Source organism: Paenibacillus sp. FSL R7-0048, from assembly GCF_038004505.1.
Taxonomy (GTDB): Bacteria; Bacillota; Bacilli; order Paenibacillales; family Paenibacillaceae; genus Paenibacillus_AQ; species Paenibacillus_AQ odorifer.
Genome location: NZ_JBBORF010000001.1, coordinates 3,249,165 through 3,273,881 on the forward strand (window position 1 = coordinate 3,249,165; position 24,717 = coordinate 3,273,881).

Genomic DNA, 24,717 nt, shown 5'->3' on the forward strand with positions numbered 1-24,717 from the left:
TAGGAGGGATTACTAATGACTAAACAACCGCTAAATCAAGATCATAATAAACAACATACAGATGAAGCCTGGGCCAAATTGCAAAACAAGTTAGCGTCTGAGCCTGCAAGTCCCAAATGGTCTGTGTGGAGTCAGCAGTTGTCTGTGGATGTTATGAAAGATGATGACAAAACAGATCCACATATAGACCACCAGCCTCAATCTACGGATGACAATCCAACAGCTAATCGCCCATCCAAGCGTCCTCGCATGAATCGTCGGCGCAAATGGGGAGTAGCAGTGGCAGGTGCCGCGATCTTTGCGGTTATACTTGGAACTCCAGTAGGAAATACGGCTATGGCATCGCTGCTGAATCAATTTCGGATGGAAGAAGTTACAGTTGTGAATGAAAATGATATCCGGGATATTTTTTATCAGGTAAATGAAAGTCAATCCATGAATGAAGCTATGAACAAATTTGGTGTGTTTACAAGTTCCTTTGGTTCAAATAAAGGGATTATTCCGCTAGATCAGGTGGAAGAGACTCTAGGTTTTACACTTCCAAGCGGAACTTTGCTCGAGAATGTGAAGAGCGCATATATAACCAATTCACAAGAAATAACCTTGAAGCTTAATATTGAAGCAGTTAATAAAGCAATGAAAAGATTGGGTGCAAAACAGCTTCTTCCAGAAGCCATAGATGGGAAAGAAATTAAATTAGATCTTTCGGAGATCGTGAATTATGATCTTTCGATAGATAATGATAAATGGGCTAATCTTACACAGACGAAGACTCCTTTAATTACGGTAGATCCAACTATAAAGGTTGATGAAGCTTTGGAAGCTATAATCGATTTTCCATTGCTGCCAGATTATCTGAAATCCAGCTTAAAGCAGAGCCGCATTTTATCGGGTGAAATTCCTCTGCCACTGGTAAAAGGCTTGAATACCGATCAAATAAAGATTAAAGATACTACGGTTCTACTGAATCAGAATGAATATAGTCAAGGGATTGTGTTCTCGGCTGTTTGGGTACAGAACGGACAACTGTTTGATTTCAACGGAGGAAGCGTGTATACAGATAAAGCTGTATTCTTAGAGAAGCTAGGGGAGTTGATTGAATAATGACGGCTGCCGCAATAGAAGCGAAGTCTTTGACCAAAGAATATGATAACGGACGTGGTTGCCGTGATGTAACGATTACTGTTGGGAAAGGGGAAGCCTTTGGCTTCCTCGGCCCTAATGGTGCGGGGAAAAGTACCTTTGTCAAAATGTTGGTAGGTCTCATTCGTCCATCGAATGGTAGTGCTACTCTATTTGGTCATAAGATCGGTTCACTTGAAGCCAAGTCCCAAATCGGATATTTACCGGAATTATATCGCTATCAAGAATGGCTTACGGGGGAAGAAGTAGTAAGACTGCATGCCAAGCTGTGCCGTGTAGATCGATCTGTAGCCGACAAAAGAATTCCAGAGCTTCTAGCGGAAGTTGGAATTGGAAACCGTGGACGGGATCGTGTGAAACATTATTCCAAAGGGATGCAGCAGAGATTAGGGCTTGCTTGCGCTCTTGTAAACAATCCGGCCATCGTTTTTCTGGATGAGCCCTCATCGGCGCTAGACCCGATTGGACGTCAGGAAGTTCGGAATATTTTGCAGAGGCTAAAAGAGAAGGGAGTTACAATATTTCTTAACTCTCATCTACTGGAGGATGTTGAACTCATCTGCGACCGTATGGCACTGCTGAATAACGGAGTTATACTGCGGCATGGGAAAGTATCTGAGATCTTAAATAAGCGAACAAGCTGGCATTTTAAAGTGGGCGGTTTTACGCCTATTTTGTTGTCTTGGTTACAGGATAGTACTGAACTTCAGATCAAAGTTTCAGCGGATATCGGAGCTCAATCTGAAAAAGGAGCTTCATTCCCAGCTACATTGGAGAGTAGCACAGTTTGGCTGGAAGCGGAATTGGAGAATGAGGAGCAAGTAGGCTGGCTGAACACGTTAATTATTGAACAGGGCATGACCTTATATGAAGTCTCACGGAAGCGAGAACGTCTGGAAGACTGGTTTATGAGTGCTGTATCCGGCCTAAGTCACAGAGGTGAACACGAATGAGAATAATCATAGGAATGACCTGGAAGGAATTGCTGCGTAAACGAGTAATGGTATTAACATTGCTTATGACCATTGTCTTTCTTATAGGATTTTGGTTTGTGGCAAATACGATCGGACAAAGCGGAATACCGAACAGAACAGATATTAGCAGTGGCGAGCATCTCTTAGCTAATTTTACAAATGGTGCTTTTATATTATCACTTGGATTCTTTTTTGGCGCTTTTGTACTCGCCTTTTTGGCGATCTTCAGTTCCTTCTCAGCTATTGCAGGTGAAGCGGAACAAGGGGTTATGCAGGCTTTACTGCCAAGACCGCTGCCGCGGTGGAAATGGTACACAGGTCGCTGGCTTGGATATGTGACGCTTGGGATCGGTTATGCCTTGATTTTATTTATTTCTATTTTATGGATTACTGAGATCCATGCCACCGTTCCTAGAGACGTCGTAGTCCTATTGAAATCATTTTTGTTATTCTCCTCTGTAGTGCCTTTGCTAATTACGATTTCTATGCTGGGTTCTGGATTCTTCTCAGCAGTGGGGAATGGTGTCTTTATGACAATGTTATATGGAGCTGGCTGGTTAGGTGGGATGATTGATAAGATCGGAGGATCGCTGAGATTAGAACCCGATGTCCTTGACACATTAAATAATCTGTCAGGAATGATGGCACTGCTTATGCCAGTGGATGGTTTACAGCGGAAAATGACCGCCGTCCTGTTCAGCGCTAATGAAATGAGTGGAATGATGGGGTTGTTCGGCAGCATGAATGGATTGCTGGATTTTAATACGGTTCCGTCAAATATGTTTATTTTTTATGCGATTGGATATACCCTGTTAGCTTATGTTATAGGTCTACTTCGCTTCGAGCGAAAAGACTTATAAAGGGTATGTTAATCCAAAAAGAGCCCTCTTGTCTCATGATCGGGACAATTAGGGCTCTTTGAGTTGTTTAGCGGGAATCATTTCTTAATACCAAGCTCAATCCATTCGGTAGACCAGTTTCCAATTTCACCAAGTATAGGAGCAAGCGCTGTGCCTTTTGGAGTCAGAGAGTACTCAATACGTACTGGCATTTCAGGATATACAGTTCGCTCTATAATGCCTTCGGTTTCCATTTCCTTCAATCGGTCAGATAACACCTTGCCACTGAGATTGGACAGACAGCTCTCAATTTCACCAAAACGGCGTGGCCCTGGCATAAGCACGAAAACAATAAGCGCGACCCAACGTTTACTTAGCAAGTCTACCGCTTTTTCAAAGCGAGGACACATGTTGAAATCATTCATAATATCACCTCGACATTCATTATATCATAAACTTACATAAAGTAATTATAAATATTTAAAGATATATTATAACTTGACGAAGTTATATTACAATGATAAACTTACTTACAAATAGTTACTTATAATTTAACTAATATTTTATCCTTATGCTTAGCTCTATCTAAGCATTGATGAACAATGAGGAAGGTGTAATTATGATTAAACCAGAAATCACTTCTATTTTACAGAATAAAATCACGCGAATTCCTTTAGAAAATTCCACAAATATATTGGTTGGACCCATCACGTTACCGGTGAATTTAGACGGCGAGACCGTTGTTTTTAAATGGTACAACTGGCTGAATACAACGGATGCAGAGCTTCTTCAAGAGGATAGCAGTAAAGCAACGGCAGCTTTAATTTCACGTTTGCCATCCATGAACTTAGCAGAAGGACAACAATCCAGTGTGTTGGTATATGGCGATTTCGAAGGGTCTGAGGATGCATTGATCCGGATGCATAGCATCTGCCATACTGGCGATATTTTTGGCAGTAAACGTTGCGATTGCGGATTCCAGCTGCATCAATCCATGAAAATGATTGTTGAGCATGGCTCTGGGGCATTATTTTATCTCGCGAATCATGAAGGAAGAGGCATTGGCCTGTTCAGCAAATCTTTAGCGTATCTTTTACAGGAAGAAGGATACGATACAGTTGAGGCTAATTTAGAGTTGGGATTTGCTGATGATTCAAGAAACTACGAAGAAGCAATCAGTGTTCTGCAAACTTTACGTCACAAACCAGTGACGCTGATTACGAATAATCCGAAGAAATTGGATGCGCTCAAGGCTGCAGGGATGAATGCCGTGAAAAGAGTAGCGTTATGGGGAGATGTATCTTCTTTTAACGAGAAATATTTGCGGACTAAAGTCGCTCGCTCAGGGCATTTAGAAGCTGTGAAGGACACCCATTCGCTAAATGAAAGACTGGCTAAGTAAAGATTGAAGTAGTGCTTTTGCGCTTCTTCTATTATAATGGGGTACTGGGAACCAACTCTAAGCTTAGTGAGGTACAATATGACTGCTATTCAAGTACAAGACTTACGCAAAACATTCAAAGTACAAAAAAACCGCGAGGGTCTCAAAGGGGCCTTCGCTGATTTGTTTAAAAGGGAATATACGGAAGTGACTGCGGTGAAGGACATTTCCTTTTCCATTCCTGAAGGTGAGATCTGTGGATATATCGGCGAGAACGGTGCTGGGAAATCGACCACGATCAAAATGCTCACAGGTATTCTCGTGCCGACTTCCGGAAACCTGACAGTAGGTGGGTATGTTCCGTATTTGGAGCGCGAGAAATTCGTGAAAAATATCGGTGTGGTATTCGGGCAACGCAGTCAGCTATGGTGGGACATTGGCGTGATTGAGTCGTTCCAGCTCCTGCGCAAGGTTTACCGGGTATCTGAACAAGATTTCAAGAAACGGCTGGATGAATTGGTCGAACGACTGCAACTGCAAGAACTGCTGAATCGTCCGGTTCGTAAGCTTAGTCTAGGTCAGCGGATGCGTTGTGAATTAGTGGCAGCATTGCTTCATAATCCATCGATTGTATTTCTGGATGAACCAACCATTGGCTTAGATATTGTGGTGAAGTCAGAGATCCGTGAATTCCTAAAAGATATGAACCGCGAGCATGGGACAACCATACTGCTGACTACACATGACCTGCAAGATATTGAGGCGCTTTGCTCCCGAGTGATAATGCTTGATGATGGCCGTATCATTTATGACGGAGGACTGGAAGACCTGAAGCAGCGTTGGGGAACCGGACGTGAGGTTCAATTTCAATTTGGAAATGCTACGAAACGTCAGCAACTTGAGTTATGGACTGAGGGATTGCCTGTTACTTGGTCTGCGGAGAACGATTTAGGGGCGTCTGTCTGGATACCGCTAGAGCTAAATGTATCGGATGTATTAGGCAGAGTAGTGGGAAAAGCAGATATTACTGATATCAAAATCATAGAGACCAATACGGACGATATTGTTCGCAGTATTTATCAATCCGGGTCTGCAGACAAGCCTGATGAAATGGCTGCCGCTCTGAAGGATGAAAGAGAGGCTTTACATGTCTGATAAGCTTAATCCTGCAACGGCTATGTCTTCCTCCTCAGGAGGCGCGTCTTCTGGTGGTCCTCAGGAGAATAGCCGTAAATTACTATTCGGGGCTTACTTAGATTTTATACGCATCCGTTTCCTTACCATGCTTGCTTATCGGATTAACTACTACTCAGGTATTCTTATCTATTCACTGAATATTGGGGTTAACTATTTCACTTGGATGGCCATCTATGGCAATGGGGATTCATTGGGTGGCTTTACTGCAACGCAAATGACGTCATATGTAGCTGTATCGTGGATGGCTAGAGCCTTTTATTTTAATAACCTAGACCGCGAGATCTCTACGGATATCCGTGATGGAAGTATCGCTATCCAGTTTATAAGGCCCTATAACTATGTTTTAGTCAAAATGATGCAAGGTCTTGGAGAGGGAATGTTCCGCTTCCTCTTATTTATGATTCCCGGCATGGCCATAGCGATGCTGCTGTTCCCGGTTCAATTGCCAACAGCGCCATCTGCTTGGGCAGGGTTCCTGGTGATGCTCTTTTTCAGCTTTTTAATTAATTCACAGATCAATATCATTACAGGGCTCTCGGCATTTTTTGTAGAAAATAATGAAGGCATGATGCGAATGAAGCGGGTGATTGTAGACTTATTCTCCGGCTTAATCGTACCGATCAGTCTGTTTCCTAACTGGTTATCTTCCGTACTTGAGGTGCTGCCGTTTCAGGCGATTACCTACTTGCCAGGTTCAGTGTTTACGGGACGGGTGCAAGGGGTTGGAATATGGAATGTATTAGGGATACAAATTATTTGGTTCCTGGTATTGCTGATTCCAATTGTCTGGTTATATCATGCGGCGCGGCAGCGTCTCTTCGTGCAGGGAGGTTGAGGAAACATGTATTGCCTGGGATTATTAATTGAATATATCAAAAACTATATGAAGAGCCGGCTCACCTATCGCGCTGACTTTTGGGTAGAGGTCATTTCAGACTTACTTTTTCAAGCTACCAACTTTATCTTTATTCTCGTAATTTTTATGCACACAGATAGCCTGGGCGGCTGGAATCAGAATGAAGTAGTGTTCGTTTATGGATTCTTTATGGTGCCATTTGGGGTGTTTAGTTGTTTTGTGAATCTATGGGGATTTAGTGAACGTTACATCGTTAAAGGTGAGATGGACCGTATTTTGACACGCCCAGCTCATAATTTGTTCCAGATCTTTTTGGAAAATGTTGATCCACCAGCACTTATGGGCTCATTCATAGGTATTATTATTATGGCCATCAGTGGCAGCAATCTGGGTCTTCCTTTTGAATGGTGGACGATACCGGCTCTGATCATTCTAACGTTAAGTGCGGTCGCCATCTATACGGGGATTTACACAACGTTGACTTCATTGTCTTTCTATTCGGATGCTCCTACTGGCATTCTTCCGTTAATGTACAACATTCAGACTTATGGCCGTTACCCGGTAACGATTTACAATCGTGCTATACAGGTATTGCTTACTTGGATCATTCCATTTGCATTCGTCGGAGTGTATCCAGCCGCGCTTTTTCTACAGCGGGAGGAGATGACCAGCCTTGCTCTGATGACACCTGTAGTAGGCGCTATATTCCTGGGGATTGGTTTGTTAGCCTGGAGTTATGGCGTACGAAGATATAAAGGTGCGGGGTCTTAAGTTAAGCTAGTGTTTTGTTAAGTTGGAAAGGCTACCTTCGGGTAGTCTTTTTTTTCACCCGGAATTCATGAATATGCTAAAATCATTTATATCTACAATGGGGAGGAATCATAGATGAATGTGTTAGATATTTTACCAGCACCCGAAAACTTAAAAAAACTTATGAAAATACTTGCTTCTCTAAATATTGTCCTATGTCCAGAGGACTGGCTTCGCTATCATAGTTTTGATTCTAAATTTGATGAGAATGTTTCTCTAGCATCGATCGATAATGGCTCAGGCGATAATTTGTTTATTATTTTTACACCTCAAGGAACGGTAATTAAAGGTTTTGATCATGAGTCCGAAGTAAGTCCATATGCGCGTGACGAACATGAAGTTTGGCCAGGAATCTATGAAGAGGTCCCAACCTCGCTATTGTCTTTACTGGAAGATGAGGCGATAGCTAAGGATGATGTTACTTTTTGTTTTTGGTGTGAAAATAATGATTTGACGTGGCAGAAGGGGAAGGTAGAGATTCCAGCGGAGGTAGAAGATGGTTCGGACTTTTTGCTAGGGACTATTTTCCGCACAGCTGAGGATTTTGTGGAATTTGCCGAAGGTTATTTTGAACTCACACTCCCTTTAGAGGTTGTTGCACAAGTTTATGAGGGGGCAGCCATTACAAAAGAGATGATCAAAGCGTTAAATCCTGATGGTGATGTAGAGACAATCCTTCAGGAGTTAGCAGAGCTAGACTCTTAAGGACTTATCGATTTTGAAAACAAAGGGGGATGCGAAATGGAACTTTACGTGGAAAAGCTGAATGCTGATGCTGCTAAGGATATTTTAAGCTGGCAATATGATCCACCCTATGATTTTTACAATAATGAACTAACTCCTGAAGCTATAAGTGAAATGCTAGAGGAAGCATTTTTTTCTGTACTTGATGCAGATAAACAATTGATCGGATTCTTCTGTGTAGGAAGTCCAGCACAGGTTCCAAATGATAAATATACATATTCTCAGGATTTTATAGATGTGGGTTTAGGAATGAAGCCTGAGTTAACCGGACAGGGGAATGGGACTCTATTTTTCACAACAGTCCTTAACTATATTAATGAGAGATGCGAGGAAAAACCAAAGCGGCTGACAGTGGCGAAGTTCAACGATAGAGCGATACGCTTGTATGAAAAACTAGGATTTAGCAGGGAAGCTGAAATCGTTAAAGGAACTACAGAATTTATAATTATGATTTGTAATGAAAATGATAATCTTGCTTCCATGTATGAGCGGGCGAAACCCGGCGAACTAATTACTTTTGGCGCTTATCCGCAAATGGCGGACGGAGCAGACCAAATGCCGATAAAGTGGCGGGTGCTGCAAAATTCAGGTAGAGAACTGTTCATTTTGAGCGAGTATATTTTGGACTGCAGGCGGTATCACGGTGAATATGTTGACGTTACATGGCATGACTCCGATTTGCGAAAGTGGTTGAACGATGAGTTTTATAATGCCGCTTTTAATGACTCCGAGCACAGGCTCATCAAGACTACACAATGCACAGATAACGGAGAGGGAAGTATAAACACGGAAGATAAGATTTTTCTGCTTAGTGTTTCGGAGGCGAATGAATTCACCTTTAAACTTGGAGAAGATACTTTACGTGCGAAGCGTAGGGCGATAGGAACGGGATTCTCCAAAGTGAAAAAGAACGATGGATGTAAATTGTATGTGTATGATAAAAAAGTCAAAGCTGATTATATCCTTGAGAAAAATGAAGAGTTTGGCTGCTCATGGTGGTGGCTGAGAACTCAACCTGCGATTTCTTCACGTGCGTATTTTGTAGGTACTCGTAGCAGTATTCGCAGTTACGGACATGTCAACTTAGCTTGTTACGGTGTGCGCCCCGCTTTAATCCTTAATCTTCAATGAGATAATTTCCAGAGCCTTGCCCATCTGCTCTTCGAGGGAAGTGAACCCTACCACAGAAACAAAACAGCCTGAACCCCTAGGAATACAGGACTCAGGCTGTTTATTATTGTTTCTATTTCATGGAATTAGATTTGTCTTTAGCATTGAGTGTAGCAATCAGTTTCTCGCCTTCGACATCCAGGTTTGGCAGAATACGGTCGAGCCATTTTGGAAGTGCCCAAGCTTTGTTGCCGAAAATAGACATTACAGCAGGGACTAATCCCATACGAATGATGAAGGCATCGATTAAGATCCCTACGGCCAGTGTAAAACCAATTTGTTTAATCATGACATCATCCGTAAAAATAAACCCTGCAAAAACGGAGATCATAATTATAGCAGCACCTACAACGACACGACTCACCTGGTTGTATCCATGAACAACGGACTCTGATCCCTCATGACCATGAACGTACGATTCACGCATGGAACTGACAAGGAAAACCTGATAGTCCATCGCGAGCCCATAAAGGATACCTGTGACGATGATTGGCATAAAGCTTAGCAATGGGCCACCGGTGTCGAAACCAAAAAGAGAATGGAGCCAGCCCCATTGGAACACGGCTGTGGTGATCCCGAAGGTAGCGAGTATGCTAAGCAGAAAACCGATCGTAGCTTTGATAGGAACGATAATCGAACGAAATACCAACAGAAGAATAATGAGCGATAGGAGAATGATGATTCCTACATAAATGGGAAATACATCTGCCAGTTTGGCCGACATATCGATGTTAACAGCGGTAAATCCGGTAACCCCGAGTTTAACATCATTACTTTGAGCGATACTAGATTCCGTAGCCCGTAAATCATTCACCAGATTTTTGGTTGTTATATCGCTAGGACCCGTTTCTGGAATCAGACTGAAGATAGCCAAATCCTTAGTCATGCCCAGAGGAGTGACCAACGCGACATTCTTTTGAGCTTGGAGCTCTTTTACAAGATTTCCTAGGAGCTCCGGAGTGACTGGATTGGAAGAATTCTTTGGTTCTGCAACCAAAATAAGCGGTCCGTTAAAGCCCTCTCCAAAACCCTCGGATATAGCATCATAACTTTGTCTTGCTACCGTATCCAAATTCGCTGAGGCAGCTCCGGGAATGCCCATTTCCATTTTGGCTATAGGGGTTGCTGCTACGCCAAGTACCACGACGATGGCAACAATAGTGACCCAACGATACTTGATGACGAATTTAACCCATCTATCAGCTATACCGCGGTTACCCGTTGTATGATGATCCTTGTTTTTCTTGCGAGCTTTAGACGAACAGATGCGTTCACCCACCAATCCGAGCAATGCCGGCAATAGGGTTAAGGCAACAAATACGTTGATAAGGACGGTAGCAGCTGCTACTAACGCCATCGTAGATAAGAAAGTAAGCCCGATTACAAGCATACCGCAGAGAGCGATAATAACCGTCAAACCGGCGAAAAATACGGCGCTGCCGGATGTGCCAATAGCTCTAGCCGCAGCTTCTTGTGCGCTTAATCCTTGATCAATAATCATCCGGCGTTGGCGATTTACAATGAAAAGAGCATAATCGATTCCGACGGCTAATCCAATCATAAGCGCCAAGACGGAAGTGACACTAGGCATTTCAATGAATTTGGAAATAGAAAATGCTCCACCTACACCGATGCCGACTCCAAGCAGTGCAGTTATAAGGGGCAGACCTGCTGCAACGACAGAGCCAAGCGTCACCAGCAAAACAATTGCAGCAATGACAAGTCCGACAATCTCAGCTGATCCTACACCGATAGATACTGATTTAAGTGTCTCGCCCGGCAGTACAGTAATGTTAGTATCTTTCTCGACATTCTTGACGGTATCAATTACAGAATCAAAAATATCTTGAGAGATAGCAGATTGCTCAATGGTAAACTGGAATTGGAACAATGCAATGCTACCGTCTGCGGAAAGAATAACTCCAGGTACTGGAACGCCATCTGCCATCAGAGGACCATAGGAAAGGGGTGCTGTGGCTGCTGCAGACTGATCCATACTGGCAGCCTGAGTTGCTTCAGTAGTTGAACTACTTGCTTCCGCTGCATAATCCGCAGGATTAATCACTTCGTTTATACCGTAAACCTCATTAACACCTTTAGTGATCGCTGCCAAACGTTCTGGCGTATCCAATCGCTCATTTTCAGGTGCTTTGAACACGACACTCCCTTGTCCACCAGATGCAGCCGGAAGTTCTGTTGCTAATTGATCCAAAATCTTTTGCGATTCTGTGCCTTCAATCTTCATTTCTGAACTGATATGAATACCATTCATGCTGATCATAGAGATGACAATTCCTAAAATTAAAATCCAACCTAAAATGAAGTACCCAGGTTTGCGATAAGCGGTTTTTCCCACTCTGTATAATAATGTTGACATGTATCTATTTTACACTCCCTCGATGATGAAAACTGATTGTTAGCCTATTAGAATCCGTTGCGTAAATATCCGTAAATAGTTTCCAAAAATTGATCGAACGTAAGAGTTTCAGGACTTGGATCGTCGCTCGTCGTTTGTCCCGGAAGCAGCACATTAAGTTTTCCGTCAATTAAGGGAAGTACAGTTCCGTAAACCGAATTTATAAGCAGATAAGTATAGACCTCGTCATACTTCCCATTTGACAAGTGCAACAATGTTTTTTGTGCTCCAGTTTGCGTAAGATGTATTGCTCTTAGATAATGGGGCTCGAGAGCTGGGAATTTTCGGGAAAGTAAAGAAAGCTCACGCAACCTCCCTATAAGCTCAGATGTAAGTTGCATCTTAATTAGTTGATATAAGGTATCCAGCAGGGAGGCATTTTCAGGGATTTTGGTGAGCAATTCCTCATATTCATTCGTGTTCCGTACGGTAACTGCTCCCATCGCAACTGCCTCTTCCTTGCATGTGAAATAGTTTGCGAAAGTTCTTCTGGAGTAGCCGGCTTTTTGCACGATATCTTCAACAACAAAACCGTCCAACCCATGTTCAAGTGCAAGTTCGAATGCCGCTTCAGCTAGCGCTTTTTCAGTGGCTTCTTTTTTGAAATCTCTCAACGTTTGTTTAATCATAATTTATGTATACACCTCCCATATAGCTGTAATTGTGGTGAAGATTAGGATTACTGACTTTATACTAATGCAAACTTGCCCAATGTGCAAACTTTCTCATTGGGCAAGTTTATACTTTGGGATCTGCTTATAGAAAATTCCCGGCAGTTTCACAGCAGAAAACAGGAAATAAAAATAGAATAATTTCTCTTTATCAACAGATGAAAAGAGTACATAATTACAGACGACCTCATTAACTCTAGAAATATTTTGTGAGTATTATAAATGATCTTTTTCAAAGAGGGGAGTTCGTTATATGTATGGAATTCTGGCTGTTTCCGGCCTGTCTTTTCTTCTGGTGGCGGTGTTTACGCCTCTATTGATCTGGACGCTGCATAGACTGAGGTTAACGCAGCCAATTCGTGCCGAGCTTCCAGCAGATCATCAGGCCAAACGGGGTACACCACTAATGGCAGGGTTGATCCTGCTTATCGGGATAGCGATTTCGCTGCAGTTTCAACCCGGGCCTCTAATGTTACTCTTATGCGTTACGTTTTTGTTGTTTAGTTCAGTCGGATTTTTGGATGATTTCAAAAAGGCTTTTTGGCAAAATCCATCCGGCATCAGCGGCCGCTCAAAACTAGTGCTTCAATTTCTTTTTACTGGAATTATATTATATGTGTTGTTCCATTCGTTCGGCCTGACGAGTGATATCGAGTTATTTAAAGGGCAAAATCTGCAGTTGCCTGTGTACCTTTATGTGGCCATCATTTTGCTGTTTGTGGTCGGCTCCGCGAATGCCATCAATTTTACAGATGGTCTCGATGGGCTATTGATCAATGTTGCCATACCGTCGTATTTTTTCTTTTTTATGATTTCGGACAAACCTGAAGTGCAGACATTTTCACTTGTTATGATCGGTTGTCTGCTAGGGCTTTTGCTTTACAATATTTATCCTGCAAGAGCGTTTATGGGCGATACTGGATCACTGGCCATCGGTGGCTCCCTTTCCGTTCTGGCTGTCATTGAAAAGGTTGAGCTCTTGCTTCCGATTTTATTTTTCATTTATTTTGCGGAGCAGTTGTCGGTCATTTTACAAGTTTGGTACTACAAACGGACGAAGCTGCGGCTATTCCGGATGGCTCCGATCCATTACCACTTCAGCTTAAAATACGGATGGAGTGAGAACAAAATCGTGATGATTTTCGGTTTCATTTCGTGGGTATCCGTACTGCTGTGCTGGTTGATATGGAAATATTTAATTCACTAAACGAACAATTCGATACGAAACATGACTCTACATAATGTTATTGCAACAACGAGACATCGGCATCTTTTGTATTTACAAATCTATAAAAATAGATATAATGGAACACATGGAACCTTTATTGATATTCAAAGCGTTGTCTAACGAGACTCGTAGTCAAATTATGATGTGGCTAAAAACTCCCGAGGAATTTTTTGATGAAAAGCCTTATTTACAACAAGGCCTAAATTTTCAAATTGGGATTTGCGTGGGAGATATTCAAGCTAAAGCGGGGCTTGCACAGTCGGTTATTTCGAGCTATCTATTGACTATGCAAAAAGCTGGTTTGCTGGAATCTGAGCGAATTGGGAAGTGGACGTATTATCGTCGAAACGAAAAGACAATTCAAGAGTTTTCCGATTATATTAAAGAGAAACTATAGGAGAAAGGAGGAAGGGCTTTTTTTTTGGTAATACATATCTACAAATCTGAATATGTGAATATAAATGGAGGATTATTTTAAAATGAAAAAGATTAACCCTTTGCTTATTATTATTTTGGCTTTAGGCGTATTTGGCATTATTACAACGGAAATGGGGATTATAGGTGTTCTGCCACAGGTAACTCAAAAATTTAATATATCAACTTCTCAGTCTGGATGGCTTGTAAGTATATTTGCTTTAGTTGTTGCTATTTCAGGTCCATTTCTGACCTTATTGGCTTCTGGAATTAATCGTAAAGTAATTCTATTAACTGCTGTACTTATTTTTGCAATTTCAAATATTGTTTATGCGTATACGACCATGTTTGAAGTAATGCTGATTTTCCGTATTATCCCTGCTATTTTTCATCCCGTGTTTTTTTCAGTTGCACTTGTTACCGCTGCCCAACTTGTCCCTCCGGAAAAGAGCACCAAAGCAGTTACAAAGGTTTTCGCCGGAATAACGGTCGGGTTTGCTTTTGGTGTACCTTTGACTTCTTATCTCGCGGACAAAATTTCGTTAGAAGTCGCTTTTCTGTTTGGAGCTGTCGTAAGTATAATTGCCTTTTTAGGAATACTAGCTTGGCTTCCTTCCATGCCAGTTAAAGAAAAAATGTCATATGGTAAACAACTTGGTATTTTACGCAAACCCCTATTGTGGTTAAATATTGTGGCAGTTATTTTTATCTTTGCAGCTATGTTTTCTGTGTACAGTTACTTTGCTGAATATCTTGGGCAGGTAACACATATGAACGGGTCATGGATTAGTATCATGTTGATGGCCTTTGGGATAATCATGATTTTTGGGAATTTTTTATTTGGAAGCCTTTTGCATAAAGGCATTACAAAGACCGTTATCATGTTTCCATTGTTATATGCGGTAACTTACTTATTCGTATATTATCTAGGTTCTTATTTCCTTCCGATGGTTGTTATCATAATTATTTGGGGGGCAGTGCATTCCGGCGGACTGATTGTCAGTCAAGCATGGTTAACGACCGAAGCGAAAGAAGCTCCCGAATTCGGTAACAGCTTGTTTATCTCATTTTCCAACCTTGGAATTACTATAGGGACTGCTATCGGTGGTTGGTTTATTTCTCATGCAGGAATACATCGACTCATCTGGATCGGAATTATGTTTTCCCTGCTTGCTTTCTTATCGATCATAATCAAAATAAAGATTTCCAAATTAAACGTGGTGGAAGTAGAGTAAAGGCGAAACAGCGATAGCCAAGTATCTTTTTTCTGGTACATGGCTGTCGCTGTTTTCTATGATTAGTAGTACAGTCTTGTGTTTTTAAGTTTTTTAATTTATTTTTAATAGACCCCATGAAATTACATACGTGTATAAGAAAGAGGTTAACAATGAATAAGATTTATCTAGTAAAAAGCTTTTTAGCTATCACACTCTTACTTGGAACAACAACTGCCTGCAACTTAGCCGAGCAGATTACTTTAGAGCCAGTTCCAACGATTACGGCTGATTCCAGTTCTGGATTGGGTTCTACGCCAGACAATACAACAGAGGACAACAAACGTTTAATAGATGCAAAGGTAACACGAGTAGTCGATGGTGACACCATGAAGCTGACTATAGGCGGCAAAAAGGAAACCATTCGTTTATTGCTGGTCGATACTCCAGAGTCAGTGAATCCGAACATCCCCGAACCACAGCCCTTTTCGTTAGAAGCTTCTGATTTCGCCAAAAAGATGCTTACGGATAAAGATGTACAAATTGAACTAGATGTATCGGAGCGGGACAAATATGGCCGCCTACTTTGTTACCTCTATATAGATGGGAAAATGTTCAATGAGATTCTGCTAGAGCAGGGTTATGCACGTGTAGCCTATGTATTTGCACCTAATACAAAATACGTAGATCAATTTAGAGCGATTCAGGATAAGGCGCGAGAGCGGGGAATAGGTATTTGGAGCATTGAAAATTACGCGCAAGACAATGGTTTTCATGTGCAGAAAAAGAAATAAATTTTAATTAGCTTAGGATATTTGAGCCTATTAGAAGAAAGGATGTAGTTTTTTGAGCGATTATATTATGGAGTTAAGAAAGCTGGTAGGTACCAGACCGCTTATAATGGCAGGAGCCTGTGTTTTATTGTGCAGCAATCATCAATTATTATTACAACGTAGAACGGACAACGGATGCTGGGGTTTGCCAGGTGGCTCGATGGAGCTTGGGGAGACTTTAGAAGAGGTCGCTAAGAGGGAGCTTTTTGAGGAAACGGGCTTAACAGCCAAAGGTCTTGAATTGTTCGACATGTTCTCTGGAAAAGATCTTTATTATAAATACCCGCACGGGGATGAAGTATATAATGTTGTGGCTGCGTATCTATGCACAGACTTTGATGGGGCGCTAAAAGTAGATGGAATTGAAGTGCAAGAATTGCGTTTTTTTAATTATGCAGAATTGCCAAGCGAGCTGTCTCCTCCAGATGTTCCCGTCATTAAGAGGTTTTTGGATCGTTTTGTGAAGTGATGTCGGATGGTATTCAAAAGATTAAAGAGGGCTGCCTAGTGGTAGCCCTTTCTTTAGTTTGCCATTTCCTCGGAAGTTTCAGTACAACCACGAATTTTCCTGTTGAAAATAACTATAGCAGCAGTGTTGACTTCGTCAAACTATTGGAGTAGTCTGTATCCAAGACCCAAACTATTGCAATAGTGTAAGGAGATGATTTAAATGACTATTAAACTTTTTGATTCGGAACTTAAAGTAATGGAAGTGTTATGGAAAGAAGGAGATAGGTCTGCCAAACAAATTTCTGATATTTTGAAGGCTGAGATTGGTTGGAATATGAATACAACTTATACTGTTATCAAAAAGTGTATTGGTAAAGGTGCAATTGAGCGCTATGAACCTAATTTTATGTGTCATGCGTTAATTGCTAAGGTGCAGGTACAAGAAATGGAGACAGATGAGCTGATTGACAAGGTGTTCAATGGTTCTGTCGACAAGTTATTTGCATCCTTACTTGGGCGTAAGAAATTATCTGCTCAACAGATTGAGAAGCTCAAACAAATCGTCGATAACGTTGAATGAGGTGATGGCCTATGAGCACCTTTATGAATATGAGTTTTACTGCTGCGGTGATGATCGTGGCTATTATTGTCATTCGATCGCTGGTCATCAATAAGCTGCCTAAGAAAACCTTTATGGTGTTATGGGGGGTGGTTGTATACAGACTACTGATTCCCTTTTCTTTGCCGTCACCATTTAGTATTTACACATGGGTTGATAGTTTACCTTTGAATAATTCGAACAATGTGACTTTCGTTAATCCGTCCTCCCCACTAACCTTAACCATGAATCTAGTAGGTTCGACTTCGACGTCTGAGGTTCAGTCGATTAATAACGATTTGTCTTTTGCTATCTCGTCTATCTTAGTCATTTGGATAATGGGTATGGTTATTTCCGCATTGTACTTCATCATCACTTATGTGAAATGTCGAAGAGAATTTCATGCTTCTTTGCCTGTTGATCATCCCGTTGCTTTGAAGTGGCTAGATGAACATAAGTTGACACGCACGATACAGATCCGGCAATTGGATTTAATCCGTTCACCCCTAACCTATGGAATTAAGCATCCAGTAATCCTACTGCCGAAAAATACAGACTGGAGTAATATTGAGCAGATACAATACATTCTTATGCATGAACTAGTACATATTCGACGATTCGATCAGATAACGAAGCTGATATTAACAGCTGTTCTCTGTGTTCATTGGTTTAACCCGTTAGTGTGGGTCATGTATATGCTGGCTAATCGTGATATTGAACATTCCTGTGATGAAACGGTTGTGCGATCATTTGGCGAAACAACGAAAAGAGCTTATGCAATGTCTCTTATAACAATGGAAGAACGAAAGAATAAGCTAAACCCTTTAAGCAATCATTTTTCAAAAAATGCGATTGAAGAAAGGATTATGATGATTATGAAGATGAAAAAAACGACCACCGCTGCGACTGTTCTAGCCATTGTCTTAGTTGTTGGGGCTACGGCTGTTTTTGCAACCAGTTCAGCGAAGTCTGCTGGCTTGAAGACGAATCAAGATTCATCTGTGTTGACTCGTGGGGACAATGATAATATTCAGTACTCAACGAATGGAGGAAAGACATGGATGAGCCAAGTGGAGTATGAAGCAAAATATCCCGTTTCAGATGTAGAATGGTGGACTTATGATGAATACAAAGCTTGGCTCGAAGATGAAAAAATAGAACTCCCAAAAATAATTGGAGGAAAAGCATGGACCTCAGGAGATGGGTGGTTCACATGGACACAGAAGCGTGTGGATGATGTTATCGCTAGGTATGAAAAAAATCTTGCTGATATTAAGAACGGGACAAAAATTTCAAAGACCGTGAATGGTCAGGACGACATGATGTTGTCCTCTAATGCGACTGAAATAAGTACTTCTGTCTACAGTGAAACCATTTCGTCGGACAACGGTGAGGTTATCTCATTTGGCCCGTTTGACACGAAGGAAGAGCTTCTTGCTAAGGTTAAACCTTACTGTGAGCAACAAGTCAAGCAAGGAAATATGACGCAGAGGGAAGCGAAAGAGATACTGAGCAAATACAATTAAGAATAATCTAAGAGTGTGTTGTCACATAAATGTTAGATTCCTGCTTAACTTCGATTTCTAAAGCGTCACCCTTCCCGCAGAACGTTAATAAGATGAACAATGAAACATGACATCAGCCCGGAAAGGTGTGCGATTATGGACGGAACAATCCTGAATTTCTTTGCTGGCGGCAACACAGCTCACGGCTTCTCTAACCTCTATGAGTCGTCATTGCAAGGTTTAACACGTTTGTTTGTTTTAAAAGGAGGCCCCGGTACGGGGAAAACTAGAATCATTCGAGAAATCGGAGATCTTCTGGCTCAACAAGGTTATGAGATCTGGTTAATTCACACAGCGTCAGATAATGATTCACTCGACGGAGTGGTTATTCCTGAATTAAAAGTAGGAATTATAGATGGTACGGCTCCACGGGTCCTTAAGCCAGAATTGCCTGAAGAGGCCATCATACATGTGAATTTGGAGCAGGCCGTCGATACGCTCCAGTTAAGCCAGCGTTGTATTGAGATCGACAGCTTAGTTGATCAGTACACGGAAGAGCATGAACTCGCTTATTCAGGCTTTGCTGAAGCACTCCGCATTCATGACGAATGGGAAGCGATTTATATTGCGACAATGAATTTCCAAGCCGCTGATGAGCTGACTCAGGAGTATATTCAACTTCTGTATGGTGATCAGAACTTCGAAAAAGTAAGCCGGGTGGATCACCGTTTTTTAGGTGCAGCTACGCCTAAGGGTGCAGTGGATTTTGTACCTAATTTAACCGCAGGGCTAAAAAGATATCTTGTAAAAGGTCGCGCGGGTTCCGGTAAATCTACACTTTTAAAAAAATTGGCGGCTGAAGGAATAAAACGTGGTGTCAATGTTGAGATTTACCACTGTGGTTTCGATCCGAACAGCCTTGATATGATTATCGTACGCGAGCTTGGGTTTGCTATTTTTGACAGCACAGCTCCGCATGAGTATTTCCCTGATCGTGCTACCGACGAGATTGTTGATATGTATTCACGGTGCATTCAGCCAGGTACGGATGAAGCTTTTGCCGAAGCCATCGCAAGTATTAAAGAGCGATATTCCAGCACCATGAAACAATCCATTCAACATCTGACTGATGCCAAAGTATTTTTGGATGAGTTAAAGACAATCTATGCCGACGCTACAGATTTTGACCATGTAGATCAGATTAAATCCCAAATTCAACAAGAAATCAGCGGGATTGTGGAAAGTCCTCAGGAGGTTTAACCTTCATTAAAGATCGCTCTCTTAGCGGGCGGTCTTTTTTCTATGTCAAGAAATTGGTATGGTACATACGCACCCATGCGGTTATTTCCACCAGAATTGTATCCAAGTATGCTCTCTCTAGGGACAACGATAAGGGAGAGAGAAACTTATGAGTGATCAGAAAGTGATGTTTAGAACGGGTCTTAAGGATTCTGTAGCTATTGTTGCAGGATTTATTCCTGCTTGTTTTACGTTTGGATTGGTCGGTAAGGGATTAGGCCTGGGGAGTCTGGAAGTGTTCTTATTGTCAGCGCTCGTATTTGCGGGAGCCAGCCAATTTATTGGCGTGAAAATGCTTGCTGCTGGTGCCGCCGCTCCAATGATCCTGCTGCTTACATTGATCATTAATTTAAGATATTTGTTTATCAGCCTATCTTTTGGGGGTCAGCTTGACCGTACAATCAATCCACTGGCCAAAGTCTGGATTGGGTTCAGTTTAACAGAAGAAGTGTACGCTGTTAGTATGATCCCCCGCAATCATTCAAAAGAAAATATAACTCTTCCATATTTGCTGGGTCTACAAATTCCTCCGTATATAGCAAATTTGCTGGCAACAGCTGCGGGAATATCGCTGGCATCCTACATTCCGGCTATATACTTACCTGCTTTGAACACCTCATTATATGCCTTACTGATAGCACTAATAGTGCCACAACTAAAGGGAAGCATTCGGAATTTGGCCATATGTTTAGCAGCGTCGGGTTCTTCATGGCTTCTACATCCCGTACTTGGAAACTCCTCGATACTTGCAGCTATGTTAATGGGTATGGCAGTAGGCTCCTTATTTCGAGAGCAAGCTGAAGTAGAGAAGGAGGTATCCGTATGACTATTCTGATCATTATCGGGATGGCAATCCTTACATTTTCATTTCGTTTTGTACCTTTGCTGCTGACAAAGCATACGAATGGCTCTTCCAAAGTCCAAGCTTTATTGGAATATTTGCCTATCGCGGTTCTTAGTGCTTTAACGGTTCCTGGGATATTTCAGGTGGACGCAGATGACAATCTTGTAGGTATCGCTTCGGGTATAGTCGCTGTTATACTGGTATTAATTAGGAAAATCCCGCTGTTACTCGTGATCTTAGGCGCTGTTTCTGCAGCACTAATTGTAAAAATCCTTACTATGAACCATTAAGAAAACCCGGATTAGAAGGGTAGGAAATCTTATGAAGCATGAATTGCTGATTACTCTCGATAAACAAAGACCCATTCCATTAAGCCGTCAAATTTATGAGCAGGTTCGTAATGCTATCCATTCAGGAGCTTTAAGTGGGGGGGATTCACTGCCTCCATCAAGGACTTTGGCTAATCAACTGGAAGTATCCAGAAGTGTAATTCTTCAATCCTACGAGCTACTACAAGCAGAGGGTTATCTGGAGATGAGAAAAGGGGCAGGAACCTATATAGCGGGGCTGCCGGTGGAGGAGAAAGACCCCCAGGATTCTGAGAACCCTTACAATTTTATAACGAAAGGTCCTGATTTCCTTACACTCAATCCTTCTTCTATTATAGAAAACGACTTGAACACAGTATTATGTAATTTTCGGCACGGTGTACCTGCATGGGACGCTTTTCCAATGGATCAGTGGCAAAAAGCATTAATGAATGCCTGTCGTCGTGCATCTCCTGATACTTTGGGTTACGGCCCGGTCGAGGGCTCTTTGGGACTACGCCAAGAGATTGCACGTTTATTACGGTCCACACGTTCGATGCCCGTGGTTCCGGAGCAAATTGTGATTACATCCGGGGCAACGCAGGCATTGGATATATTATCGAGAATTTTTGTTTCAAAAGGTGATCATGTTATTGTTGAAGATCCATCACATAACGTTGTGCGGGAGATTTTTTCGTTCGCTGGAGGGGTGGTTACACCCATCAGAGTTGACCTAGAGGGTATCTGTGTAGATGAGCTCCAAGCAAGCTGTGATACCATCAAAGATGATCCTCATAAAAAACCAAAACTAGCTTATGTCACTCCCTCGCATCAGTTTCCTTTCGGGGTGACCCTGTCGATGAAACGAAGAGTGCAGTTACTGGAATGGGCCAAAGCCAATCAAGCTTTTATTATTGAAGATGATTATGATAGTGAATACAGGTACGAGGGTCCGAAGCTATCATCACTTGCTGGACTAGATATTGACGGTAGAGTAATTTATGTAGGCAGTTTTAGTAAAGTGTTATTTCCTTCTCTGCGCATAGGTTATGTTGTATTGCCTCCGACTTTGATTCAACCTTTTTTGGCGGTCAAATGGATAACAGATCGTATGTCTTCTGCTCTGGATCAGGAAGCGTTGGCGGAATTTATTCAGAATGGACATTATGCAAGGCATGTTACGCAGATGGGGAAACTTTATGCTGCCCGCAGGGCTTGTCTAGTAAAAAGTTTGGATGCTGAATTTGGCAGTCGTGTACGCTATTATGGGGAAGAGGCGGGTCTTCATTTATTAATTGAACTGGAATCCAATGCCGAAGAGCATCGCATAGCTGAATTGGCGTTACGATATGGAGTTCGGGTCTATCCTGCGTCTTCTTATTTTGTGGGCAGTAAACCTCAAGGTCCTGTCTTTCTACTTGGTTATTCTAATCTCACCGAGAATCAGATTAAGATGGGTGTGAACCGCTTGATGTTAGCTGAAACGGAAGCGGCAGTTAGTACTAGAACTTAATCGAAAGCGATAGAATATCTAATTCTGGAGGTTTTTATGAAACGGTATATGATAGGGATTGATCTTGGCGGAACCAATATTAAAGCAGGGATTTACGATACTGATTTTATAGCTGTAAAAGAAAGATCTATACCAACAGAGGCTGCTAAGGGCCCAGCCCATGTGTTGGGACGGATTAGAGAAGCTGTACGTTTAATCACGGATGAAGCGAATATTGCATTAGATTTGGTAGAAGGAATGGGAATCGGAGTGCCAGGATTACTTGATCCGGTAACCGGAATTTCTTTTTTCTCACCGAATTTTCCGGATTGGGAGCATGTACATGTTGTAGATGAGATGAAAAAATTCTATGACTTTCCTACTTTTATTGATAACGATGTTAGGGTTAATCTTTATGGTGAATGGCAACAAGGTGCAGGAAGAGGGTATAACAATCTGGTTCTGATTACCTTGGGAACGGGATTAGGGTCAGGTATTGTGAACGACGGAAAAGTGATCTACGGTACGTCTTATAGCGCTGGTGAAATTGGGCATATGAATATGTACAGGAACGGGCGTCCCTGCAAATGTGGAAGCTCCGGTTGTTTGGGGCGATATGTGTCCGCGATTGGCATGGTGAATACTTTTAAAGAAAAGCTGAAAGAAGGACGAACAAGTATAATTCAGACTTGGACTAAGGATCAAGATGAGCAAATTACCGCGTTAATGATATCTGAGGCTTACGAACTTGGAGACGCGCTCTCTATGGAAGTAATGCAGGAGACTGGAACTATACTTGGATTTGGATTAGCGAATGTTGTGAATATCCTCAACCCGGATCTTATTATTGTAGGTGGGGGAATGGCAGCGGCAGGAGATAAATTGCTCCAACCTGTAAGAGAGACTGTGCATCAGCATGCGTTGAAGCTATCAAGCAGTAAGTGTAAAATTGTTCAAGCAGAGCTTGGGAGTCGAGCAGGAACTATAGGTGCGGCCTCTTATGCGTATAGTAAGCTGCAAGATGCAGGGAAATTAAACTTTGCTTAGTGTTATTTGTTTTTTTACATGAAATGGAACCAGATCGAGCCGCCCGGAATACAACTGTATAAAAAACCGTGGAGGTGCTCTTATGTTTGCAATCATGCAATTAATAGGTGGAGTGATTCTTTCTTTGGGATGGATTCCGCAGATTGTTCAAATCCTCAAATCAAAATCCGTAGCCGATTTAAATCTCAAATCGTATTTACTTATGCTGCTCGGGATTAGTCTAATGGAAGCTTATGCGATCAGTTTGGCGGTTACGGGGGTTGGATTAGCTTTTTTGATTACGAATACGATGTCTTTATGTGTTGTATTGCTGGTTATTATTCTAGTGATTAAATATCGAACAAGATAATGAATGAAGCTTATTAATTTAAACTGGATAGTGAATGCAGGAGGTTAATTTGCGCGAAAAAAATTATACATATGAAATCGATGCGGTAACTTTTCAATTACAGGAAGCCTGTGATTTTGCTTGGTTAACTAAGCTGGGAAAAGTGTTTAAAGTGTTCGATCAGCAAGACTCCGGAAATCTTTCTTTTGGCGTGGAGCAGGATGGGAAGAAGTATTTTGTGAAATTTGCTGGGGCAAAACCTTTGACTTATGCCGGGAATCCTCAGGATGCTGTTAACCGTTTAATTGAAGCTATTCCGTTATATAACGAACTTAGATATGATGCGCTGATCACGCTACTGTCGCATTATGAGGTTGAGTCAGGGTATGTAGCAGTCTTTGATTGGTTTGCAGGTGAATGTTTACATTCGCATTGGCTGTTTGCGGGAGAAGCGAAGCTGAGTCATCCGGAGTCGCCTTTTTTTCGTTATAAGCAATTATCCGTTGAAAAACGTCTGTCTTCATTAGATGTAATCTTTTCGTTTCATGAATATGTGGAGTTACAGGGTTATGTGGCTGTCGATTTTTATGATGGAAGTATTCTATATGATTTTGTAAACGATGAAACTAAAATTTGTGATATTGATTATTATAGACGTAAGCCTACTGTAAATGATCTAGGAGAGAACTTCTGGGGTTCATCCAGATTTAAGTCACCGGAAGAGTTTAGCTTGGATGCGCCGATTGATGAAGTTACGAATGTATTTAATATGGGCGCCACAGCATTTGTTTTGTTAGGAGGAGCATCCGATCGATCGTTTGCAAAATGGGAAACCAGCCAAGCCCTCTACGAGGTTGCTTTGCGGGCTGTCGGTGCGGTGAGGGAGCAGCGGTATCGGAATGTAGCGGAATATAAATTGGCTTGGGATGCGGCAAAAAATGTTTGAGGCTGGAGGG

The 24,717-nt window shown here is 41.9% G+C and carries 26 protein-coding genes; 23 read left to right on the forward strand and 3 right to left on the reverse strand.

Features of this window, described 5'->3' with window-relative positions; genetic code table 11:
• Positions 1–15 precede the first annotated feature (15 nt).
• From NSQ91_RS14570 to NSQ91_RS14580, 3 genes are read left to right on the forward strand one after another with little or no spacing between them, the layout of a single operon-like run.
• Positions 16–1,104, forward strand: coding sequence for a DUF4179 domain-containing protein (locus NSQ91_RS14570; RefSeq protein WP_076305488.1), 1,089 nt, complete (start codon positions 16–18; stop codon positions 1,102–1,104).
• The gene (locus NSQ91_RS14575) at positions 1,104–2,096 is read left to right on the forward strand and encodes an ABC transporter ATP-binding protein (RefSeq protein ID WP_076126163.1); all 993 of its coding nucleotides are present in this window, start codon (positions 1,104–1,106) and stop codon (positions 2,094–2,096) included. Before NSQ91_RS14570 ends, NSQ91_RS14575 begins: the two co-directional genes overlap by 1 nt.
• Positions 2,093–2,977: an ABC transporter permease gene (locus NSQ91_RS14580; protein ID WP_076305487.1), complete on the forward strand. Its 885-nt coding sequence runs from the start codon at positions 2,093–2,095 to the stop codon at positions 2,975–2,977. The genes NSQ91_RS14575 and NSQ91_RS14580 overlap by 4 nt, the downstream gene beginning before the upstream one ends.
• A gap of 77 nt (positions 2,978–3,054) precedes the next feature.
• Here the strand turns inward: NSQ91_RS14580 and NSQ91_RS14585 are convergent, their stop codons facing one another.
• Positions 3,055–3,381 carry a winged helix-turn-helix transcriptional regulator gene (locus NSQ91_RS14585; RefSeq protein WP_036686688.1) on the reverse strand — a complete coding sequence of 109 codons (327 nt, stop codon included), beginning with the start codon at positions 3,379–3,381 and terminating at the stop codon, positions 3,055–3,057.
• Between the two features lie 194 nt (positions 3,382–3,575).
• On the opposite strand from NSQ91_RS14585, the gene NSQ91_RS14590 reads away from it, so the two are divergent.
• The 6 genes from NSQ91_RS14590 to NSQ91_RS14615 all read left to right on the forward strand — a co-directional run bounded on the left by NSQ91_RS14590 (position 3,576) and on the right by NSQ91_RS14615 (position 9,075).
• Positions 3,576–4,358 (forward strand): GTP cyclohydrolase II, encoded by a 783-nt coding sequence (locus NSQ91_RS14590; protein WP_076305486.1) that lies wholly within the window; start codon positions 3,576–3,578, stop codon positions 4,356–4,358.
• A 78-nt stretch (positions 4,359–4,436) separates the two neighbouring features.
• Positions 4,437–5,492, forward strand: coding sequence for an ABC transporter ATP-binding protein (locus tag NSQ91_RS14595; RefSeq protein ID WP_076126169.1), 1,056 nt, complete (start codon positions 4,437–4,439; stop codon positions 5,490–5,492).
• Positions 5,493–5,619: 127 nt separating this feature from the next.
• Positions 5,620–6,369, forward strand: a complete 750-nt coding sequence (locus NSQ91_RS14600; protein WP_051491475.1) for an ABC transporter permease — start codon at positions 5,620–5,622, stop codon at positions 6,367–6,369.
• A gap of 6 nt (positions 6,370–6,375) precedes the next feature.
• Positions 6,376–7,161: an ABC transporter permease gene (locus NSQ91_RS14605; protein WP_340918503.1), complete on the forward strand. Its 786-nt coding sequence runs from the start codon at positions 6,376–6,378 to the stop codon at positions 7,159–7,161.
• A gap of 114 nt (positions 7,162–7,275) precedes the next feature.
• Positions 7,276–7,905: a hypothetical protein gene (locus NSQ91_RS14610; protein WP_076126172.1), complete on the forward strand. Its 630-nt coding sequence runs from the start codon at positions 7,276–7,278 to the stop codon at positions 7,903–7,905.
• Positions 7,906–7,941: 36 nt separating this feature from the next.
• On the forward strand, positions 7,942–9,075 hold the full coding sequence (locus tag NSQ91_RS14615) for a GNAT family N-acetyltransferase (protein WP_340918508.1): 1,134 nt from the start codon (positions 7,942–7,944) through the stop codon (positions 9,073–9,075).
• 112 nt (positions 9,076–9,187) lie between these two features.
• On the opposite strand, the gene NSQ91_RS14620 is transcribed toward NSQ91_RS14615, so the two are convergent.
• Entirely contained in the window at positions 9,188–11,491 is a 2,304-nt protein-coding gene (locus NSQ91_RS14620) for an MMPL family transporter (RefSeq protein ID WP_076126174.1), read from the reverse strand.
• A gap of 47 nt (positions 11,492–11,538) precedes the next feature.
• The gene (locus NSQ91_RS14625) at positions 11,539–12,159 is read right to left on the reverse strand and encodes a TetR/AcrR family transcriptional regulator (RefSeq protein WP_076218025.1); all 621 of its coding nucleotides are present in this window, start codon (positions 12,157–12,159) and stop codon (positions 11,539–11,541) included.
• 295 nt (positions 12,160–12,454) lie between these two features.
• Here NSQ91_RS14625 and mraY point away from each other — a divergent pair, with 295 nt between their 5' ends.
• From mraY to NSQ91_RS14695, 14 genes are all read left to right on the forward strand, one after another.
• On the forward strand, positions 12,455–13,408 hold the full coding sequence (gene mraY / locus NSQ91_RS14630; protein WP_076183800.1) for a phospho-N-acetylmuramoyl-pentapeptide-transferase: 954 nt from the start codon (positions 12,455–12,457) through the stop codon (positions 13,406–13,408).
• A 106-nt stretch (positions 13,409–13,514) separates the two neighbouring features.
• Positions 13,515–13,826 carry an ArsR/SmtB family transcription factor gene (locus NSQ91_RS14635; protein WP_076190171.1) on the forward strand — a complete coding sequence of 104 codons (312 nt, stop codon included), beginning with the start codon at positions 13,515–13,517 and terminating at the stop codon, positions 13,824–13,826.
• 82 nt (positions 13,827–13,908) lie between these two features.
• Positions 13,909–15,078: an MFS transporter gene (locus NSQ91_RS14640; protein WP_340918514.1), complete on the forward strand. Its 1,170-nt coding sequence runs from the start codon at positions 13,909–13,911 to the stop codon at positions 15,076–15,078.
• Positions 15,079–15,230: 152 nt separating this feature from the next.
• The gene (locus tag NSQ91_RS14645) at positions 15,231–15,851 is read left to right on the forward strand and encodes a thermonuclease family protein (RefSeq protein ID WP_076126181.1); all 621 of its coding nucleotides are present in this window, start codon (positions 15,231–15,233) and stop codon (positions 15,849–15,851) included.
• A gap of 67 nt (positions 15,852–15,918) precedes the next feature.
• Positions 15,919–16,359 carry an NUDIX hydrolase gene (locus tag NSQ91_RS14650; RefSeq protein WP_076126240.1) on the forward strand — a complete coding sequence of 147 codons (441 nt, stop codon included), beginning with the start codon at positions 15,919–15,921 and terminating at the stop codon, positions 16,357–16,359.
• A gap of 201 nt (positions 16,360–16,560) precedes the next feature.
• On the forward strand, positions 16,561–16,920 hold the full coding sequence (locus NSQ91_RS14655) for a BlaI/MecI/CopY family transcriptional regulator (protein WP_076126183.1): 360 nt from the start codon (positions 16,561–16,563) through the stop codon (positions 16,918–16,920).
• 11 nt (positions 16,921–16,931) lie between these two features.
• Positions 16,932–18,464 carry a M56 family metallopeptidase gene (locus NSQ91_RS14660; RefSeq protein WP_076307365.1) on the forward strand — a complete coding sequence of 511 codons (1,533 nt, stop codon included), beginning with the start codon at positions 16,932–16,934 and terminating at the stop codon, positions 18,462–18,464.
• 135 nt (positions 18,465–18,599) lie between these two features.
• Positions 18,600–19,703, forward strand: coding sequence for a PRK06851 family protein (locus tag NSQ91_RS14665; RefSeq protein ID WP_076307366.1), 1,104 nt, complete (start codon positions 18,600–18,602; stop codon positions 19,701–19,703).
• Positions 19,704–19,851: 148 nt separating this feature from the next.
• Positions 19,852–20,568 carry an AzlC family ABC transporter permease gene (locus NSQ91_RS14670; protein ID WP_340918522.1) on the forward strand — a complete coding sequence of 239 codons (717 nt, stop codon included), beginning with the start codon at positions 19,852–19,854 and terminating at the stop codon, positions 20,566–20,568.
• A complete protein-coding gene (locus tag NSQ91_RS14675; protein ID WP_036686713.1) occupies positions 20,565–20,876 on the forward strand; it encodes an AzlD domain-containing protein in 312 nt (103 codons plus the stop codon). The genes NSQ91_RS14670 and NSQ91_RS14675 overlap by 4 nt, the downstream gene beginning before the upstream one ends.
• A gap of 31 nt (positions 20,877–20,907) precedes the next feature.
• On the forward strand, positions 20,908–22,407 hold the full coding sequence (gene pdxR, locus NSQ91_RS14680) for a MocR-like pyridoxine biosynthesis transcription factor PdxR (protein ID WP_340918526.1): 1,500 nt from the start codon (positions 20,908–20,910) through the stop codon (positions 22,405–22,407).
• Between the two features lie 36 nt (positions 22,408–22,443).
• A complete protein-coding gene (locus tag NSQ91_RS14685; protein WP_340918528.1) occupies positions 22,444–23,433 on the forward strand; it encodes an ROK family protein in 990 nt (329 codons plus the stop codon).
• An 82-nt stretch (positions 23,434–23,515) separates the two neighbouring features.
• Positions 23,516–23,782 (forward strand): PQ-loop domain-containing transporter, encoded by a 267-nt coding sequence (locus NSQ91_RS14690; RefSeq protein ID WP_076275723.1) that lies wholly within the window; start codon positions 23,516–23,518, stop codon positions 23,780–23,782.
• Between the two features lie 49 nt (positions 23,783–23,831).
• Positions 23,832–24,707 carry a serine/threonine protein kinase gene (locus NSQ91_RS14695; protein WP_445670803.1) on the forward strand — a complete coding sequence of 292 codons (876 nt, stop codon included), beginning with the start codon at positions 23,832–23,834 and terminating at the stop codon, positions 24,705–24,707.
• Positions 24,708–24,717 lie beyond the last annotated feature (10 nt).

Coding starts and splice junctions, on each gene's coding strand:
- pdxR (WP_340918526.1), top strand. CDS start 20,908: ATGAAGCATGAATTGCTGATTACTCTCGATAAACAAAGACCCATTCCA.
- NSQ91_RS14580 (WP_076305487.1), top strand. CDS start 2,093: ATGAGAATAATCATAGGAATGACCTGGAAGGAATTGCTGCGTAAACGA.
- NSQ91_RS14575 (WP_076126163.1), top strand. CDS start 1,104: ATGACGGCTGCCGCAATAGAAGCGAAGTCTTTGACCAAAGAATATGAT.
- NSQ91_RS14605 (WP_340918503.1), top strand. CDS start 6,376: ATGTATTGCCTGGGATTATTAATTGAATATATCAAAAACTATATGAAG.
- NSQ91_RS14690 (WP_076275723.1), top strand. CDS start 23,516: ATGTTTGCAATCATGCAATTAATAGGTGGAGTGATTCTTTCTTTGGGA.
- NSQ91_RS14645 (WP_076126181.1), top strand. CDS start 15,231: ATGAATAAGATTTATCTAGTAAAAAGCTTTTTAGCTATCACACTCTTA.
- NSQ91_RS14600 (WP_051491475.1), top strand. CDS start 5,620: ATGCTTGCTTATCGGATTAACTACTACTCAGGTATTCTTATCTATTCA.
- NSQ91_RS14620 (WP_076126174.1), bottom strand. CDS start 11,491: ATGTCAACATTATTATACAGAGTGGGAAAAACCGCTTATCGCAAACCT.
- NSQ91_RS14660 (WP_076307365.1), top strand. CDS start 16,932: ATGAGCACCTTTATGAATATGAGTTTTACTGCTGCGGTGATGATCGTG.
- NSQ91_RS14640 (WP_340918514.1), top strand. CDS start 13,909: ATGAAAAAGATTAACCCTTTGCTTATTATTATTTTGGCTTTAGGCGTA.
- NSQ91_RS14585 (WP_036686688.1), bottom strand. CDS start 3,381: ATGAATGATTTCAACATGTGTCCTCGCTTTGAAAAAGCGGTAGACTTG.
- NSQ91_RS14670 (WP_340918522.1), top strand. CDS start 19,852: ATGAGTGATCAGAAAGTGATGTTTAGAACGGGTCTTAAGGATTCTGTA.
- NSQ91_RS14610 (WP_076126172.1), top strand. CDS start 7,276: ATGAATGTGTTAGATATTTTACCAGCACCCGAAAACTTAAAAAAACTT.
- NSQ91_RS14595 (WP_076126169.1), top strand. CDS start 4,437: ATGACTGCTATTCAAGTACAAGACTTACGCAAAACATTCAAAGTACAA.
- mraY (WP_076183800.1), top strand. CDS start 12,455: ATGTATGGAATTCTGGCTGTTTCCGGCCTGTCTTTTCTTCTGGTGGCG.
- NSQ91_RS14675 (WP_036686713.1), top strand. CDS start 20,565: ATGACTATTCTGATCATTATCGGGATGGCAATCCTTACATTTTCATTT.
- NSQ91_RS14615 (WP_340918508.1), top strand. CDS start 7,942: ATGGAACTTTACGTGGAAAAGCTGAATGCTGATGCTGCTAAGGATATT.
- NSQ91_RS14665 (WP_076307366.1), top strand. CDS start 18,600: ATGGACGGAACAATCCTGAATTTCTTTGCTGGCGGCAACACAGCTCAC.
- NSQ91_RS14685 (WP_340918528.1), top strand. CDS start 22,444: ATGAAACGGTATATGATAGGGATTGATCTTGGCGGAACCAATATTAAA.
- NSQ91_RS14570 (WP_076305488.1), top strand. CDS start 16: ATGACTAAACAACCGCTAAATCAAGATCATAATAAACAACATACAGAT.
- NSQ91_RS14625 (WP_076218025.1), bottom strand. CDS start 12,159: ATGATTAAACAAACGTTGAGAGATTTCAAAAAAGAAGCCACTGAAAAA.
- NSQ91_RS14590 (WP_076305486.1), top strand. CDS start 3,576: ATGATTAAACCAGAAATCACTTCTATTTTACAGAATAAAATCACGCGA.
- NSQ91_RS14650 (WP_076126240.1), top strand. CDS start 15,919: ATGGAGTTAAGAAAGCTGGTAGGTACCAGACCGCTTATAATGGCAGGA.
- NSQ91_RS14655 (WP_076126183.1), top strand. CDS start 16,561: ATGACTATTAAACTTTTTGATTCGGAACTTAAAGTAATGGAAGTGTTA.
- NSQ91_RS14635 (WP_076190171.1), top strand. CDS start 13,515: ATGGAACCTTTATTGATATTCAAAGCGTTGTCTAACGAGACTCGTAGT.